This window comes from Streptomyces sp. B1866 (assembly GCF_031932565.1).
In the GTDB taxonomy this organism is placed as follows: Bacteria; Actinomycetota; Actinomycetes; order Streptomycetales; family Streptomycetaceae; genus Streptomyces.
In genome coordinates this window covers 18,922-34,083 of the sequence record NZ_JAVSCF010000010.1, presented here as the reverse complement: position 1 = coordinate 34,083, position 15,162 = coordinate 18,922, and the positions used below count along the sequence as shown (strand labels likewise).

The 15,162-nt window shown below is 69.4% G+C and carries 24 protein-coding genes; 23 read left to right on the top strand and 1 reads right to left on the bottom strand.

Going from position 1 to position 15,162, the window contains the following annotated elements:
- Nucleotides 1–36: 36 nt before the first annotated feature.
- From fusA to RKE29_RS03435, 5 genes are all read left to right on the top strand, one after another.
- Nucleotides 37–2,160 carry an elongation factor G gene (gene fusA / locus RKE29_RS03455; RefSeq protein WP_312003503.1) on the top strand — a complete coding sequence of 708 codons (2,124 nt, stop codon included), beginning with the start codon at nucleotides 37–39 and terminating at the stop codon, nucleotides 2,158–2,160.
- Nucleotides 2,161–2,389: 229 nt separating this feature from the next.
- The gene (tuf, locus tag RKE29_RS03450; RefSeq protein WP_312003502.1) at nucleotides 2,390–3,583 is read left to right on the top strand and encodes an elongation factor Tu; all 1,194 of its coding nucleotides are present in this window, start codon (nucleotides 2,390–2,392) and stop codon (nucleotides 3,581–3,583) included.
- A gap of 576 nt (nucleotides 3,584–4,159) precedes the next feature.
- Nucleotides 4,160–5,047, top strand: coding sequence for a hypothetical protein (locus RKE29_RS03445; protein WP_312003501.1), 888 nt, complete (start codon nucleotides 4,160–4,162; stop codon nucleotides 5,045–5,047).
- A 76-nt stretch (nucleotides 5,048–5,123) separates the two neighbouring features.
- Complete coding sequence (locus RKE29_RS03440) at nucleotides 5,124–5,480, top strand: arsenate reductase family protein (RefSeq protein WP_312003500.1); 357 nt, start codon at nucleotides 5,124–5,126, stop codon at nucleotides 5,478–5,480.
- A 46-nt stretch (nucleotides 5,481–5,526) separates the two neighbouring features.
- A complete protein-coding gene (locus tag RKE29_RS03435) occupies nucleotides 5,527–5,778 on the top strand; it encodes a type II toxin-antitoxin system prevent-host-death family antitoxin (RefSeq protein ID WP_312003499.1) in 252 nt (83 codons plus the stop codon).
- A gap of 60 nt (nucleotides 5,779–5,838) precedes the next feature.
- On the opposite strand, the gene RKE29_RS03430 is transcribed toward RKE29_RS03435, so the two are convergent.
- Nucleotides 5,839–6,204, bottom strand: a complete 366-nt coding sequence (locus tag RKE29_RS03430; protein ID WP_312003522.1) for a hypothetical protein — start codon at nucleotides 6,202–6,204, stop codon at nucleotides 5,839–5,841.
- On the opposite strand from RKE29_RS03430, the gene map reads away from it, so the two are divergent.
- The 18 genes from map to rplF all read left to right on the top strand — a co-directional run bounded on the left by map (nucleotide 6,139) and on the right by rplF (nucleotide 15,161).
- Nucleotides 6,139–6,723, top strand: coding sequence for a type I methionyl aminopeptidase (gene map / locus RKE29_RS03425; RefSeq protein WP_312003521.1), 585 nt, complete (start codon nucleotides 6,139–6,141; stop codon nucleotides 6,721–6,723). The genes RKE29_RS03430 and map overlap by 66 nt on opposite strands.
- A gap of 531 nt (nucleotides 6,724–7,254) precedes the next feature.
- Nucleotides 7,255–7,563, top strand: a complete 309-nt coding sequence (gene rpsJ / locus RKE29_RS03420) for a 30S ribosomal protein S10 (protein WP_003948644.1) — start codon at nucleotides 7,255–7,257, stop codon at nucleotides 7,561–7,563.
- Between the two features lie 13 nt (nucleotides 7,564–7,576).
- Nucleotides 7,577–8,221 carry a 50S ribosomal protein L3 gene (gene rplC / locus RKE29_RS03415; protein WP_312003498.1) on the top strand — a complete coding sequence of 215 codons (645 nt, stop codon included), beginning with the start codon at nucleotides 7,577–7,579 and terminating at the stop codon, nucleotides 8,219–8,221.
- Nucleotides 8,222–8,229: 8 nt separating this feature from the next.
- Complete coding sequence (gene rplD / locus RKE29_RS03410; protein ID WP_312003497.1) at nucleotides 8,230–8,892, top strand: 50S ribosomal protein L4; 663 nt, start codon at nucleotides 8,230–8,232, stop codon at nucleotides 8,890–8,892.
- On the top strand, nucleotides 8,892–9,236 hold the full coding sequence (gene rplW, locus RKE29_RS03405; RefSeq protein WP_312003496.1) for a 50S ribosomal protein L23: 345 nt from the start codon (nucleotides 8,892–8,894) through the stop codon (nucleotides 9,234–9,236). The genes rplD and rplW overlap by 1 nt, the downstream gene beginning before the upstream one ends.
- Nucleotides 9,237–9,275: 39 nt before the next feature.
- The gene (rplB, locus tag RKE29_RS03400; protein ID WP_312003495.1) at nucleotides 9,276–10,112 is read left to right on the top strand and encodes a 50S ribosomal protein L2; all 837 of its coding nucleotides are present in this window, start codon (nucleotides 9,276–9,278) and stop codon (nucleotides 10,110–10,112) included.
- A 14-nt stretch (nucleotides 10,113–10,126) separates the two neighbouring features.
- Nucleotides 10,127–10,408, top strand: coding sequence for a 30S ribosomal protein S19 (gene rpsS, locus RKE29_RS03395; RefSeq protein ID WP_312003494.1), 282 nt, complete (start codon nucleotides 10,127–10,129; stop codon nucleotides 10,406–10,408).
- A gap of 59 nt (nucleotides 10,409–10,467) precedes the next feature.
- The gene (gene rplV, locus RKE29_RS03390) at nucleotides 10,468–10,815 is read left to right on the top strand and encodes a 50S ribosomal protein L22 (RefSeq protein WP_312003520.1); all 348 of its coding nucleotides are present in this window, start codon (nucleotides 10,468–10,470) and stop codon (nucleotides 10,813–10,815) included.
- A complete protein-coding gene (rpsC, locus tag RKE29_RS03385) occupies nucleotides 10,815–11,648 on the top strand; it encodes a 30S ribosomal protein S3 (RefSeq protein ID WP_312003493.1) in 834 nt (277 codons plus the stop codon). The genes rplV and rpsC overlap by 1 nt, the downstream gene beginning before the upstream one ends.
- A 5-nt stretch (nucleotides 11,649–11,653) precedes the next feature.
- Complete coding sequence (rplP, locus tag RKE29_RS03380) at nucleotides 11,654–12,073, top strand: 50S ribosomal protein L16 (RefSeq protein ID WP_312003492.1); 420 nt, start codon at nucleotides 11,654–11,656, stop codon at nucleotides 12,071–12,073.
- A complete protein-coding gene (gene rpmC / locus RKE29_RS03375) occupies nucleotides 12,073–12,297 on the top strand; it encodes a 50S ribosomal protein L29 (protein WP_312003491.1) in 225 nt (74 codons plus the stop codon). The genes rplP and rpmC overlap by 1 nt, the downstream gene beginning before the upstream one ends.
- Complete coding sequence (rpsQ, locus tag RKE29_RS03370) at nucleotides 12,297–12,584, top strand: 30S ribosomal protein S17 (RefSeq protein ID WP_312003490.1); 288 nt, start codon at nucleotides 12,297–12,299, stop codon at nucleotides 12,582–12,584. Before rpmC ends, rpsQ begins: the two co-directional genes overlap by 1 nt.
- A 104-nt stretch (nucleotides 12,585–12,688) precedes the next feature.
- The gene (gene rplN, locus RKE29_RS03365) at nucleotides 12,689–13,057 is read left to right on the top strand and encodes a 50S ribosomal protein L14 (RefSeq protein WP_003998823.1); all 369 of its coding nucleotides are present in this window, start codon (nucleotides 12,689–12,691) and stop codon (nucleotides 13,055–13,057) included.
- Nucleotides 13,058–13,060: 3 nt separating this feature from the next.
- The gene (gene rplX, locus RKE29_RS03360) at nucleotides 13,061–13,384 is read left to right on the top strand and encodes a 50S ribosomal protein L24 (RefSeq protein ID WP_312003489.1); all 324 of its coding nucleotides are present in this window, start codon (nucleotides 13,061–13,063) and stop codon (nucleotides 13,382–13,384) included.
- Nucleotides 13,384–13,941 (top strand): 50S ribosomal protein L5, encoded by a 558-nt coding sequence (gene rplE / locus RKE29_RS03355; protein ID WP_312003488.1) that lies wholly within the window; start codon nucleotides 13,384–13,386, stop codon nucleotides 13,939–13,941. Before rplX ends, rplE begins: the two co-directional genes overlap by 1 nt.
- Nucleotides 13,942–13,944: 3 nt before the next feature.
- Complete coding sequence (locus tag RKE29_RS03350; protein WP_004571834.1) at nucleotides 13,945–14,130, top strand: type Z 30S ribosomal protein S14; 186 nt, start codon at nucleotides 13,945–13,947, stop codon at nucleotides 14,128–14,130.
- 67 nt (nucleotides 14,131–14,197) lie between these two features.
- Nucleotides 14,198–14,596, top strand: a complete 399-nt coding sequence (gene rpsH / locus RKE29_RS03345; protein ID WP_312003519.1) for a 30S ribosomal protein S8 — start codon at nucleotides 14,198–14,200, stop codon at nucleotides 14,594–14,596.
- Between the two features lie 25 nt (nucleotides 14,597–14,621).
- Nucleotides 14,622–15,161 carry a 50S ribosomal protein L6 gene (gene rplF / locus RKE29_RS03340; RefSeq protein ID WP_312003487.1) on the top strand — a complete coding sequence of 180 codons (540 nt, stop codon included), beginning with the start codon at nucleotides 14,622–14,624 and terminating at the stop codon, nucleotides 15,159–15,161.
- Nucleotide 15,162: the final 1 nt, after the last annotated feature.

Sequence of the window (15,162 nt, the reverse complement as noted above, 5' to 3'; positions counted from 1 at the left end):
CTTCCCCATCGAGCACCGAGAGAAGACGAAAGCCTCATGGCTACCACTTCACTTGACCTGGCCAGGGTCCGCAACATCGGGATCATGGCCCACATCGACGCGGGCAAGACGACGACCACCGAGCGGATCCTGTTCTACACCGGCGTGAGCTACAAGATCGGTGAGGTCCACGACGGCGCCGCCACCATGGACTGGATGGAGCAGGAGCAGGAGCGGGGGATCACCATCACCTCCGCCGCGACCACCTGCCACTGGCTGCTCGAAGACGTCGACCACACCATCAACATCATCGACACGCCGGGCCACGTCGACTTCACCGTCGAGGTGGAGCGCTCCCTGCGCGTGCTCGACGGCGCCGTGACCGTGTTCGACGGGGTCGCCGGAGTGGAGCCGCAGTCCGAGACCGTCTGGCGGCAGGCGGACCGCTACGGCGTGCCGCGCATCTGTTTCGTCAACAAGCTCGACCGGACCGGCGCGGAGTTCCACCGCTGCGTCGACATGATCGTGGACCGCCTGGGCGCGGTGCCGCTGGTCATGCAGATCCCGATCGGCACCGAGGCGGACTTCAAGGGCATCGTCGACCTCGTCCGCATGAAGGCGCTGGTGTGGTCGCCGGAGGCCACCAAGGGCGAGATGTACGACGTCGTCGACATCCCGGACACGCACACCGAGGCGGCCGACGAGTGGCGCGGCAAGCTGCTGGAGGCCGTGGCCGAGAACGACGACGAGATGATGGAGCTGTACCTGGAGGGCGAGGAGCCCTCCGAGGAGCAGCTGTACGCGGCGATCCGCCGCATCACCATCGCCTCGACCGGCGGCGAGGGCTCGACCACCGTCACCCCGGTGTTCTGCGGCAGCGCGTTCAAGAACAAGGGCGTGCAGCCGCTGCTCGACGCGGTCGTGCGCTACCTGCCGTCGCCGCTGGACATCGGCGCCGTCGAGGGCCAGTCGGTCAAGGACCCGGACGAGGTCGTGCGGCGCGAGCCGTCCGAGGACGAGCCGTTCTCGGGCCTCGCGTTCAAGATCATGAGTGACCCGCACCTGGGCAAGCTCACCTTCGTGCGGGTGTACTCCGGCCGGATGGAGTCCGGCAGCCAGGTGCTCAACTCGGTCAAGGGCCGCAAGGAGCGCATCGGCAAGATCTACCGGATGCACGCGAACAAGCGCGAGGAGATCGACGCGGTCGGCGCCGGCGACATCGTCGCCGTCATGGGTCTGAAGCAGACCACGACCGGCGAGACCCTGTGCGACCCGGGCAGCCCGGTGATCCTGGAGTCCATGGACTTCCCGGCCCCGGTCATCGAGGTGGCCATCGAGCCGAAGTCCAAGGGCGACCAGGAGAAGCTCGGCGTGGCCATCCAGCGCCTCGCCGAGGAGGACCCGTCCTTCCGGGTCAAGACGGACGAGGAGACCGGCCAGACGATCATCGCGGGCATGGGCGAGCTGCACCTGGACGTGCTGGTCGACCGCATGCGCCGCGAGTTCAAGGTCGAGGCCAACGTCGGCAAGCCGCAGGTCGCCTACCGCGAGACCATCCGCAAGACGGTCGAGAAGCTGGAGTACACCCACAAGAAGCAGACGGGTGGCTCGGGCCAGTTCGGCCGCGTGCAGATCTCGCTGGAGCCGCTGGAGGGCGACGGCTACGAGTTCGTCAACCAGGTCACCGGTGGCCGCATCCCCAAGGAGTACATCCCCTCGGTGGACGCGGGCTGCCAGGACGCCATGGAGTTCGGCGTGCTCGCCGGCTACCCGCTCACGGGCGTGCGGGTGATCCTGCTGGACGGTGCGTACCACGAGGTCGACTCGTCCGAGATGGCCTTCAAGATCGCCGGTTCGATGGCCTTCAAGGAGGCCGCCCGCAAGGCCGGCCCGGTGCTGCTCGAACCGATGATGAAGGTCGAGGTCACCACGCCCGAGGACTACATGGGCGACGTCATCGGCGATATCAACTCCCGGCGTGGCCAGATCCAGTCCATGACGGACCGCAGCGGCGCCAAGCTGGTGACCGGCCTGGTCCCGCTGTCCGAGATGTTCGGATACGTCGGCGACCTGCGCAGCAAGACCTCCGGTCGTGCCAGCTACTCCATGCAGTTCGACTCCTACGCGGAGGTTCCGCGGAGCGTCGCGGAGGAGATCATCGCGAAGGCCAAGGGCGAGTAACCGGGAAAGGCGGGTTCGCCCGCCTTTCCTACCCTTTAGGCTGGAACGGAGGGCCTCGGGGCACGCCGCCGCGGACCGCCTCAGCGGAAGCGGCTCGCGACGGTGGCCCCGGTGGCCGGCCCCATTCGAATACGGCGAAGGGAATCCCCCTCGGGGTCCTGGCCGGTTCGGTAATCACCTGAACCCATCCGCACCGTGTGGATGAGTACCACTCAGCAGGAGGACCCCAGTGGCGAAGGCGAAGTTCGAGCGGACTAAGCCGCACGTCAACATCGGCACCATCGGTCACATCGACCACGGCAAGACGACGCTCACCGCGGCGATCACCAAGGTGCTGCACGACAAGTACCCGGACCTGAACGAGGTCTCGGCGTTCGAGAACATCGACAAGGCGCCCGAGGAGCGCCAGCGCGGTATCACGATCTCCATCGCGCACGTCGAGTACCAGACCGAGTCGCGCCACTACGCGCACGTCGACTGCCCCGGTCACGCGGACTACATCAAGAACATGATCACCGGTGCGGCGCAGATGGACGGCGCCATCCTGGTGGTGGCCGCCACCGACGGTCCGATGCCGCAGACCAAGGAGCACGTGCTGCTGGCCCGCCAGGTCGGTGTGCCGTACATCGTCGTCGCGCTGAACAAGGCCGACATGGTGGACGACGAGGAGATCCTGGAGCTTGTGGAGCTGGAGGTCCGCGAGCTGCTGACCGAGTACGAGTTCCCGGGCGACGACGTCCCCGTGGTCAAGGTCTCCGCGCTGAAGGCCCTGGAGGGCGACGCGGAGTGGGGCGAGAGCGTTCTCAACCTGATGAACGCCGTCGACGAGTCGATCCCGCAGCCGGAGCGCGACGTCGACAAGCCGTTCCTCATGCCGATCGAGGACGTCTTCACCATCACCGGCCGCGGTACGGTCGTCACCGGCCGTATCGAGCGCGGTGTGCTGAAGGTCAACGAGACCGTCGACATCATCGGCATCAAGGAAGACAAGACCACCACCACGGTCACGGGCATCGAGATGTTCCGCAAGCTGCTCGACGAGGGCCAGGCCGGTGAGAACGTCGGTCTGCTGCTGCGCGGCATCAAGCGCGAGGACGTCGAGCGCGGCCAGGTCGTCATCAAGCCGGGCTCGGTCACCCCGCACACGGAGTTCGAGGCGACGGCGTACATCCTGTCCAAGGACGAGGGCGGCCGCCACACCCCGTTCTTCAACAACTACCGCCCGCAGTTCTACTTCCGTACCACGGACGTGACGGGCGTGGTGACCCTCCCCGAGGGCACCGAGATGGTCATGCCGGGCGACAACACCGACATGTCGGTTCAGCTGATCCAGCCGATCGCCATGGAGGAGGGCCTGAAGTTCGCCATCCGCGAGGGTGGCCGGACCGTCGGCGCCGGCCAGGTCACGAAGATCGTCAAGTGACTCACGGCTGCTTCGCCCGGTAGCGCGCCGGGTCGCGGAGGGCCCGTACGACATCGGTCGTACGGGCCCTTTCGCGTGCGCGGGGGCGGTTGCTCCGTTCGCCGTACCGGCAGGAGATTTCGCTGATTGTCCTACCTCCGTAGTAGTGTCGTGCGCCGCGGGTGGCTGACGGGGAACCGTCCGTGATGGGGACAGTGCTGGGGAGGGCGTGCATGGTCGGGCGCGAGCGTTCCGCCGCGGATCATCCGAGGAAGGAGGTGCGGGCGGTCCTCGACCGGCTGGTGGCCGAGGGGTGGACTCTGCGTAAGGAGGGGCACTGGGGGCGGCTGTACTGCCCGTGCGAGGCGAAGTGCCTGATGATCGCGGTGCCGGGCACGACGCCGAACCCCGGGCGCGCAGCCCGCAGGATCGCGGCCCGGGCCGCCCTCTGCCCCCTGCCGGAAGGTGATCCCCGGCGTACCCCCGGAGGTCCCGTTGTCGTTTGACAACATGCCCGCACTGGGTAACCCTGCCAACGAGGGCGGTGGCCGCTGGGACAGTGACGTGGACGGTCCCGCCGAGGGGGGAGTGAGCACCATGGAATATGAGTTCCTGTTCGTGGTGGAAGGGATCGATGTCGACGACGACGAAGCGGTCGGAATCCTCTTCGATGAGTTCGACGGCCTGCTGACGCGTCACCGCGACCGCCACCTGCTGGACATCGCCGAGACTGGGGAGACCGCCGTCGAGGCGGCGCACCGCGTCGTCGCCCGGCTGCGCCGGGCCCTGCCCGCGCTGCGCGTCCTGCGGCTGGACCCGGAGCTGGTGGGCGTGAGCGACATCGCCGAGCGGGCTGGTCGCAGTCGGCAGAACGTGCTTCAGTGGGTCGGCGGCGAGCGGCGCACCGAGCGGCCGTTTCCCGAGCCCGAGGGCGCGGTCGGCCGGTCGCTGGTGTGGCGCTGGGCCGAGGTGAACAAGTGGCTCTCTCTGGTCGGCGCCGGAGACGGGGCGGCCGCCCCGCTGCGCGATGAGGCGATGCTGATCGACCTGATGCTGCCGCAGTGGCAGCGAGATCTCGACGACGGTCTGCCACTCGTCAAGATCCTCTGCGCGCAGGACGAATACCGGGAGGAGCGCACCGAGGTCCTGCAGATGCTCCAGGGGGCGCTGCGGCAGCCCGGCGTCAGGCAGACGGTCGCCACACTGCCGCGCACCGAGCCGGACCGGCTGGCCGTCGTCTGCGCGGTGGTCCAGGACCGGCTGAGCGCCGTTCTCGAACAGATCACTCCGGATGACGCCTCGGCCCTGCTTGCGGTGCGAGGCGAGGGCGCGGAGCTGCGCCTGCTGGGTGTCGCCTCCCGGCCCCTGCCCGGTGCGGTCCCGGTGTCGGAGCTGGGCCTTAGCGACCAGGCCACCGTGGGAGACCTGCTGCTGGCGCTGTCTAGCCGCTCCGTCGCGCCCACCACCCCCCTAGCTCTGGCCTGAGCTCCGGTTTGAGCATCGACCCTGGGCGGGCGGCCGCCGCCGCGGGCCGCCGTCCGGCGGCCATAGGATCGGGGCCATGGAAATCTGGATCAACCCGGCCTGCTCCAAGTGCCGCTCCGCGCTGACCCTGCTGGACGCCGAGGGCGCCGGGTACACGGTGCGGCACTACCTGGAGGAGCCGCCGAGCGCCGCGGAGATCGAGGACGTGCTGCGGCGCCTGGGCCTGGAGCCGTGGGACATCACCCGTACCGGCGAGCCGGTCGCGGCCGAGCTGGGGCTCGACACGTGGACGCGCGAGCCGGCCGACCGCATCCGCTGGCTCGCGGCGCTGACCGCCTACCCGGTGCTCATCCAGCGGCCCATCATCACCGCGGACGACGGCACGGCGGTGGTCGGCCGCTCGCCGGAGGCGGTCCGGTCGGTCCTGCCGTAGGGCCTTGCGGCCGCCAGCGGCTGTGTGTGCAGAAGGAGGGGCCGTCGTGAAGGCGATGTCGTACAGCGAGTCCCTGGCCAGGTTCGCCGAGACGCTGGACTCGGTGGTCGAGGACCGGGAGGAGATCGTCGTCATCCGCGCGGGCCGCGAACCGGTCGTCATCGTCGCGCTGGACGACTACCAGGCGCTCAGGGAATCGGTGCACCTGCTCAGCAGCCCGGAGAACGCGCGTCGGCTGTTGACCGCCATCGACCGTCTGGAGAACGGGGGCGGAACCGTGCGGGAGCTGGTCGAGTGAAGTTCGTCTGGGACGAGTCGGCCTGGGAGGACTCCCTCTGGTGGCAGGCGCAGGACGCGTTCAGCCGCCGGTGCCGCGTTCTTCCACGAGGGTGTCCCGGCCCTCCGCCAGCCCGGCCAGCAGTTCCTCCATGCGCTCCGCGATGTCGCCGCGGCCGCTGGCGCCCGCCCCGGCGCAGCGGAAGGCGCGCCGTACGGTCGCGTCCCGCCGTTCACCGCCTGGTGGGTGGTCGGCGGTGGCCTCGCGCGTCCTGCCGGACGAGCCGGTAGCGAGACCCCCGCGGAGAGGCCGCCCCGTGGGCTCGGAAGCAGGCGCGATGCCGACGGCGAGTCGCAGCACCACCGAGCGCACGACCTCGGCCTGCTCCGGCCGCAACTGGTCGATCAGGCGGTCATCTGCACGTCGGTCAACGACGCCCTCGTGCACGGCGTCCCCACCGGCTACCGGCTGCGCGACGGCGACCTGCTCAGCGTCGACTGCGGCGCCGAACTCGACGGCTGGACCGGTGACGCGGCCGTCAGCTTCACCGTCGGCACCCCGCGCCCGGAGGACCTGGACCTGATCGACGCCACCCGCCGGGCCCTGGAGGCCGGCATCGCCGCCGCCACCGCCGGCCGGCACACCGGGGACATCGGGCACGCCGTGGGCGCCGTGGCCGCCGCCGCCCGGTGCGGCATGCCCCGGGACTTCGGCGGCCACGGGATCGGCCGCCGCATGCACGAGGACCCGCACGTCCCCAACCGCGGACGCCCGGGGCGCGGCTACCCGCTGCGGCCCGGGCTGGCCCTGGCCATCGAGCCGATGCTGATGGCCGGCGGACGCGACGAATACCGGGTCGGCGCGGACGGCTGGACGCTGCTTACCGCCGACGGCAGCCGCGCGGCCCACATCGAGCACACCGTCGCCGTCACCGAGGACGGGCCGCGGGTGCTGACCCTGCCCTGACCGCCCGCCGCCCGGCCCGGCCCGCGCGTCGGCGGCGGGCGCGGGCCACCCGGTGTGGCCGCTCGCCCGGCGGGCCGCCGTACGGGCCGTACGCGCCGTACAGGCCGTACGCACCGGGCCGCCGTCCGCCCGCCGTCGCACCGGTGGTTGGCCGCTGCCGACATGGGGTACTCTCCACGGCCCGATTCGCGACCGCCGCGCCCCGTGTGGCACACTGTTCAGGTTGCTCGGTTGAGTGCCGATGCGGCGCGCCTCCCGTCGGGAGGACCGGAAGCGAGTCCCACGGTACTCGTCGCTCCTCATCAGGGGCGGAAGTACGGGAATCTTCCGGGAAGCGTCCGCGGGGTGCCGGCCAGGCACCCGGTGGGTGTTCTTCCCCCGAAACCCCCCTCCCGCAGGGATCCCGCATGGGCGGACGTGCCGCAGGCATCGCGACACGCCCGACCGCGTGGGTCGGAGAAGCGGGCCAGGGGACGGGGACGTCGCCGACCGGGTCCAGAGCGAGACGAGAGACAGGACTGCGAACCAGCCATGGCGGGACAGAAGATCCGCATCCGGCTCAAGGCCTACGACCACGAGGTCATCGACTCCTCGGCGAAGAAGATCGTCGAGACGGTGACCCGCACGGGTGCGTCGGTCGCGGGCCCGGTGCCGCTGCCCACGGAGAAGAACGTGTACTGCGTCATCAAGTCGCCGCACAAGTACAAGGACTCGCGCGAGCACTTCGAGATGCGCACGCACAAGCGCCTCATCGACATCCTTGACCCGACCCCGAAGACGGTCGACTCGCTCATGCGCCTCGACCTGCCCGCGGGCGTCGACATCGAGATCAAGCTCTGAGGTGACGCGCGAGATGGCCAAGCAGATCAAGGGCGTCCTGGGCGAGAAGCTCGGCATGACGCAGGTGTGGGACGAGAACAACCGCGTCGTCCCGGTCACCGTCGTCAAGGCCGGGCCGTGCGTCGTGACCCAGGTGCGCACCGCTGAGCGGGACGGCTACGACGCCGTCCAGATCGCCTTCGGCGAGATCGACCCGCGCAAGGTGAACAAGCCCCTCAAGGGCCACTTCGCCAAGGCCGACGTGACGCCGCGCCGCCACCTGGTGGAGCTGCGCACGGCCGACGCCGGCGAGTACACCCTGGGCCAGGAGATCACCGCCGCCGTGTTCGAGTCCGGCGTGAAGGTCGACGTGACCGGCAAGAGCAAGGGCAAGGGCACCGCGGGTGTCATGAAGCGCCACGGCTTCGGCGGCCTCGGCGCCGGCCACGGCACCCAGCGCAAGCACCGCTCGCCCGGCTCCATCGGCGGCTGCGCCACCCCCGGCCGCGTGTTCAAGGGCCTGCGCATGGCGGGCCGCATGGGCAACGAGCGGGTCACCACCCAGAACCTGACCGTCCACGCCGTTGACGCGGAGAAGGGCCTGCTCCTGATCAAGGGTGCGGTGCCCGGTCCGAACGGCGGCCTCGTCCTGGTCCGCACCGCGGCCAAGGGGGCCTGAGGTAAGCCATGACCACCATTGACATCCTTTCGCCCGCGGGCGAGACGGCCGGGTCCGTCGAGCTTCCCGCGGAGATCTTCGACGCCAAGGTCAGCATTCCGCTGATCCACCAGGTCGTCGTGGCCCAGCTGGCCGCGGCCCGCCAGGGCACGCACAAGACGAAGACCCGCGGCGAGGTCCGCGGCGGCGGCAAGAAGCCGTACCGCCAGAAGGGCACCGGCCGCGCCCGCCAGGGCTCGACCCGCGCCCCGCAGTTCGCGGGCGGCGGCGTCGTGCACGGCCCGGTGCCGCGGGACTACTCGCAGCGCACCCCGAAGAAGATGAAGGCCGCCGCCCTGCGCGGCGCCCTCACCGACCGGGCGCGGCACGAGCGCATCCACGTCGTCACCGGCGTGGTCGACGGCGACGTCTCCACGAAGGCCGCCAAGGGCCTGCTCGCGAAGATCAGCGAGCGCAAGAACGTGCTGCTGGTCGCCGAGCGCTCGGACACCGCCACCTGGCTGTCCACCCGCAACCTGCCCCAGGTGCACCTGCTGGAGCCGGGCCAGCTGAACACGTACGACGTGCTGGTCTCCGACGACGTGGTCTTCACCCAGGCCGCCTTCGAGACCTTCGTGAACGGCCCGAAGGCCGCCGAGGTCGAGACCGAGACCGAAGGGAGCGCGGCCTGATGAGCGAGGCCACCGAGCAGGCCACCGCGGCCGCCGTCACCAGCAAGACCTTCACCGACCCGCGCGACGTGCTGCTCAAGCCGGTGGTGTCGGAGAAGAGCTACGCGCTGCTGGACGAGAACAAGTACACGTTCATCGTGGACCCGCGCGCCAACAAGACCCAGATCAAGCAGGCCGTCGAGGCGGTCTTCTCGGTCAAGGTCACCGGGGTCAACACGCTGAACCGGCAGGGCAAGCGCAAGCGCACCCGCACCGGCTACGGCAAGCGCAAGGACACCAAGCGCGCCATCGTGACCCTCGCCGAGGGCGACCGTATCGACATCTTCGGCGGCCCGGTCTCCTAACGGAGAACGAGTCGTCCGGAATCGGACGAGGACTGAGAAATGGGTATCCGCAAGTACAAGCCGACGACTCCGGGCCGTCGTGGCGCCAGCGTCGCCGACTTCGTCGAACTCACGCGGTCCACGCCGGAGAAGTCGCTGGTCCGTCCGCTGCACAGCAAGGGCGGACGCAACAGCTCCGGCCGGGTGACCGTCCGCCATCAGGGCGGCGGCCACAAGCGGGCGTACCGGCTGATCGACTTCCGCCGGCACGACAAGGACGGCGTGCCGGCCAAGGTCGCGCACATCGAGTACGACCCGAACCGCACCGCGCGCATCGCGCTGCTGCACTACGTGGACGGCGAGAAGCGCTACATCATCGCCCCGGCCGGCCTGCGTCAGGGCGACCGGATCGAGAACGGCCCCGGCGCCGACATCAAGCCCGGCAACAACCTGCCGCTGCGCCACATCCCGGTCGGTACCACCATTCACGCCATCGAGCTGAAGCCGGGCGGCGGCGCGAAGTTCGCCCGCTCCGCCGGCGCCTCGGTGCAGCTGCTGGCCAAGGAGGGCACCCACGCCCACCTGCGCATGCCGTCCGGCGAGGTGCGCCTGGTGGACGTGCGCTGCCGCGCCACCGTCGGCGAGGTCGGCAACGCCGAGCAGTCGAACATCAACTGGGGCAAGGCCGGCCGCATGCGCTGGAAGGGCGTCCGCCCGACCGTGCGCGGTGTGGTCATGAACCCCGTCGACCACCCGCACGGCGGTGGTGAGGGCAAGACCTCCGGTGGCCGCCACCCGGTCTCGCCCTGGGGCAAGAAGGAAGGACGTACGCGCTCGCCGAAGAAGGCCAGCAACAAGTACATCGTCCGCCGCCGCAAGACGAACAAGAAGCGCTAGGAGCGGGTTTCACGATGCCGCGCAGTCTGAAGAAGGGGCCCTTCGTCGACGACCACCTGATCAAGAAGGTGGACGCCCAGAACGAAGCCGGCACCAAGAACGTCATCAGGACCTGGTCCCGCCGCTCGATGATCGTCCCGGCCATGCTCGGCCACACGATCGCGGTGCACGACGGCCGCAAGCACGTCCCGGTGTTCGTCACCGAGTCGATGGTCGGCCACAAGCTCGGCGAGTTCGCGCCGACCCGTACCTTCCGCGGCCACGAGAAGGACGACCGCAAGTCGCGCCGCCGCTGAGGCCGGCAGCGACGAGGACGACTCGATGAGTGACGATGACTGACACCGAAGGGACGACCATGGAAGCCAGGGCCCAGGCGCGGTACATCCGCGTCACGCCCATGAAGGCCCGCCGCGTGGTGGACCTCATCCGTGGCATGAACGCCACGGAGGCTCAGGCGGTCCTGCGCTTCGCTCCGCAGGCCGCGAGCGTGCCGGTGGGCAAGGTGCTCGACAGCGCCATCGCCAACGCGGCGCACAACTACGACCACACCGATGTCGGCAACCTGTACGTCTCCGAGGCGTACGTCGACGAGGGCCCGACCCTGAAGCGGTTCCGGCCGCGCGCCCAGGGCCGTGCCTACCGGATCCGCAAGCGGACCAGCCACATCACCGTGGTCGTCGCCAGCAAGGAAGGAACCCGGTAATGGGGCAGAAGGTAAACCCGCACGGGTTCCGGCTCGGCATCACCACGGACTTCAAGTCCCGTTGGTACGCGGACAAGCTGTACAAGGACTACGTCAAGGAGGACGTCGCCATCCGCCGGATGATGACGTCCGGCATGGAGCGCGCGGGCATCTCCAAGGTGGAGATCGAGCGCACGCGCGACCGGGTGCGGGTGGACATCCACACCGCCCGGCCGGGCATCGTGATCGGCCGCCGCGGCGCCGAGGCCGACCGCATCCGCGGCGACCTGGAGAAGCTCACCGGCAAGCAGGTCCAGCTGAACATCCTTGAGGTGAAGAACCCCGAGGTGGACGCGCAGCTGGTGGCGCAGGCCGTGGCCGAGCAGCTGTCCTCCCGCGTGTCCTTCCGCCGCGCCATGCGCAAGTCGATGCAGAGCGCGATGAAGGCCGGGGCCAAGGGCATCAAGATCCAGTGCGGCGGCCGCCTGGGCGGCGCCGAGATGTCCCGCTCGGAGTTCTACCGCGAGGGCCGGGTGCCGCTGCACACGCTCCGCGCGAACGTCGAGTACGGCTTCTTCGAGGCCAAGACCACCTTCGGCCGGATCGGCGTGAAGGTGTGGATCTACAAGGGCGACGTGAAGAACATCGCCGAGGTCCGCGCCGAGAACGCCGCGGCCCGCGCCGGCAGCCGCCCCTCGCGCGGCGGCGGCCCCGGCGGCGACCGCCCGCAGCGCCGCGGTGGCGAGCGCGGCGGCCGCGGCCGCAAGCCGCAGCAGCCGGCCGCGGGTGCCGAGGCCCCCAAGGCCGAGGCCGCCGCCGCTCCGGCCGCTGACAGCACCGGAACGGAGGGCTGAGACCCATGCTGATCCCCCGTCGGGTCAAGCACCGCAAGCAGCACCACCCCAAGCGGAGTGGCATGGCCAAGGGCGGCACGGAGCTGGCGTTCGGCGAGTTCGGCATCCAGGCCGTGACCCCGGCGTACGTCACCAACCGGCAGATCGAGGCCGCGCGTATCGCCATGACCCGCCACATCAAGCGCGGCGGCAAGGTCTGGATCAACATCTACCCGGACCGCCCGCTGACCAAGAAGCCCGCCGAGACCCGCATGGGCTCCGGCAAGGGCTCGCCCGAGTGGTGGGTGGCCAACGTCAAGCCGGGCCGGGTGATGTTCGAGCTGACGTACCCGAACGAGAAGACGGCTCGTGAGGCGCTGACCCGCGCCGCTCACAAGCTCCCGATGAAGTGCCGGATCGTGCGGCGCGAGGCAGGTGAGGCGTGATGGCGGCCGGTACCAAGGCGTCCGAACTGCGCGAGCTGAACAGTGAGGACCTCGTGGGCAAGCTCCGCGAGGCCAAGGAGGAGCTGTTCAACCTCCGCTTCCAGGCGGCGACCGGGCAGCTGGAGAACCACGGTCGGCTGAAGGCCGTCCGCAAGGACATCGCCCGGATCTACACCCTGATGCGCGAGCGGGAGCTGGGCATCGAGACGGTGGAGAGTGCCTGATGAGCAGCGAGACGAATGTGACTTCCGAGAACGAGCAGCGCGGCTTCCGCAAGACCCGTGAGGGTCTGGTGGTCAGCGACAAGATGGACAAGACCGTCGTCGTCGCCGTCGAGGACCGCGTCAAGCACGCCCTGTACGGCAAGGTCATCCGCCGTACGAACAAGCTCAAGGCGCACGACGAGCAGAACGCCGCGGGTGTCGGCGACCGGGTCCTGCTGATGGAGACCCGGCCGCTGTCCGCGACCAAGCGCTGGCGCGTCGTCGAGATCCTCGAAAAGGCCAAGTAATTCCTCGGGGCGGCCACGCCCCGAGGACCAGTTCCGCCAGGCTCGGCAGGGCGCCCGCTCCACGCGGGCCCTGCCGGGAACCGGCAGACGATCAGGAGATAGACGTGATCCAGCAGGAGTCGCGACTGCGCGTCGCCGACAACACCGGTGCGAAGGAGATCCTTTGCATCCGTGTGCTCGGCGGCTCCGGCCGACGCTACGCGGGCATCGGTGACGTCATCGTCGCCACCGTCAAGGACGCGATCCCCGGTGGCAACGTGAAGAAGGGCGACGTCGTCAAGGCGGTCATCGTGCGCACCGTCAAGGAGCGCCGCCGGCCGGACGGCTCGTACATCCGCTTCGACGAGAACGCGGCCGTCATCCTCAAGAACGACGGCGACCCCCGTGGCACCCGTATCTTCGGCCCCGTCGGCCGTGAGCTGCGCGAGAAGAAGTTCATGAAGATCATCTCCCTCGCGCCGGAGGTGCTGTAACCGATGAAGATCAAGAAGGGCGACCTGGTCCAGGTCATCACCGGCAAGGACAAGGGCAAGCAGGGCAAGGTCATCGCGGCCTTCCCCCGCGAGGACCGGGTCCTGGTCGAGGGTGTCAACCGGGTCAAGAAGCACACCAAGGCCGGCCAGACCGCGCGCGGCTCCAAGACCGGCGGCATCGTGACGACCGAGGCCCCGATCCACGTCAGCAACGTGATGCTCGTGGTGGAGAAGGACGGCCAGAAGGTCGCCACCCGCGTCGGGTACCGCTTCGACGAGGACGGCAACAAGATCCGCGTGGCCAAGCGGACCGGTGAGGACATCTGATGACGACGACCACCGCGCCGCGTCTGAAGACGCGCTACCGGGAAGAGATCCAGGGCAAGCTGCGTGAGCAGTTCGGCTACGCCAACGTCATGCAGATCCCCGGCCTGACCAAGATCGTGGTCAACATGGGCGTGGGCGATGCCGCCCGCGACTCCAAGCTGATGGACGGGGCCGTGCGCGACCTCGCCACGATCACCGGCCAGAAGCCGGCCGTCACCAAGGCCCGCAAGTCCATCGCGCAGTTCAAGCTGCGCGAGGGCCAGCCGATCGGCGCCCACGTCACCCTGCGCGGGGACCGCATGTGGGAGTTCCTCGACCGGCTGCTGTCGCTGGCGCTGCCGCGCATCCGCGACTTCCGCGGCCTGTCGCCGAAGCAGTTCGACGGCCGGGGCAACTACACCTTCGGTCTCACGGAGCAGGTCATGTTCCACGAGATCGACCAGGACAAGATCGACCGTGTCCGGGGCATGGACATCACCGTGGTCACCACGGCGAACTCCGACGACGAGGGCCGCGCCCTGCTTCGTCACCTCGGCTTCCCGTTCAAGGAGGCATGAGCCGTGGCGAAGAAGGCTCTGATCGCGAAGGCCGCCCGCAAGCCGAAGTTCGCCGTGCGCGCCTACACCCGCTGCCAGCGCTGCGGCCGGCCGCACTCCGTCTACCGTAAGTTCGGCCTGTGCCGCGTGTGCCTGCGGGAGATGGCGCACCGCGGCGAGCTGCCGGGCGTTACCAAGAGCTCCTGGTAATCACTACACCGCAGGTCCCCGGGCGCGCTGCCCGGGGAAACCACGGTGAGAGAGGCCGATGGCCATCATGACCATGACCGATCCGATCGCGGACATGCTCACGCGTCTGCGGAACGCGAACTCGGCGTACCACGACACCGTCGAGATGCCGCACAGCAAGATCAAGTCGCACATCGCGGAGATCCTCCAGCAGGAGGGCTACATCACCGGCTGGAAGACCGAAGAGGCCGAGGTCGGCAAGAGCCTGGTGCTGGAGCTGAAGTACGGCCCGAACCGCGAGCGCTCGATCGCCGGCATCAAGCGGATCTCCAAGCCGGGCCTGCGGGTCTACGCGAAGTCCACCAACCTGCCGCGGGTGCTCGGCGGCCTCGGCGTGGCGATCATCTCCACGTCGCACGGCCTGCTCACCGACAAGCAGGCGCAGAAGAAGGGCGTGGGCGGGGAAGTCCTCGCCTTCGTCTGGTAACCGGAAGCCAGGAAGGAGCAAAGCCATGTCGCGTATTGGACGGCTGCCCATCCCGGTTCCCGCCGGTGTGGACGTCACCATCGACGGCCGTACGGTCGCGGTGAAGGGCCCCAAGGGCACCCTCTCGCACACCGTCGCGGCGCCCATCGAGGTCGCCCGGGGCGAGGGAGACACCCTGCTGGTGTCCCGCCCGAACGACGAGCGGCAGAACAGGGCCCTGCACGGCCTGTCCCGCACGCTGGTCGCCAACATGATCACCGGCGTGACCCAGGGGTACGTCAAGAAGCTCGAAATCAGCGGGGTCGGCTACCGCGTCCAGGCCAAGGGCTCGAACCTGGAGTTCTCCCTGGGCTACAGCCACCCGATCCTCGTCGAGGCCCCCGAGGGCATCACCTTCAAGGTCGAGACGCCCACCCGGTTCCAGGTCGAGGGCATCGACAAGCAGAAGGTCGGCGAGGTCGCCGCGAAGATCCGCAAGCTGCGCAAGCCCGACCCGTACAAGGCCAAGGGCGTCAAGTACGAGGGCGAAGTCATCCGCCGCAAGGTCGGAAAGGCTGGTAAGTAAG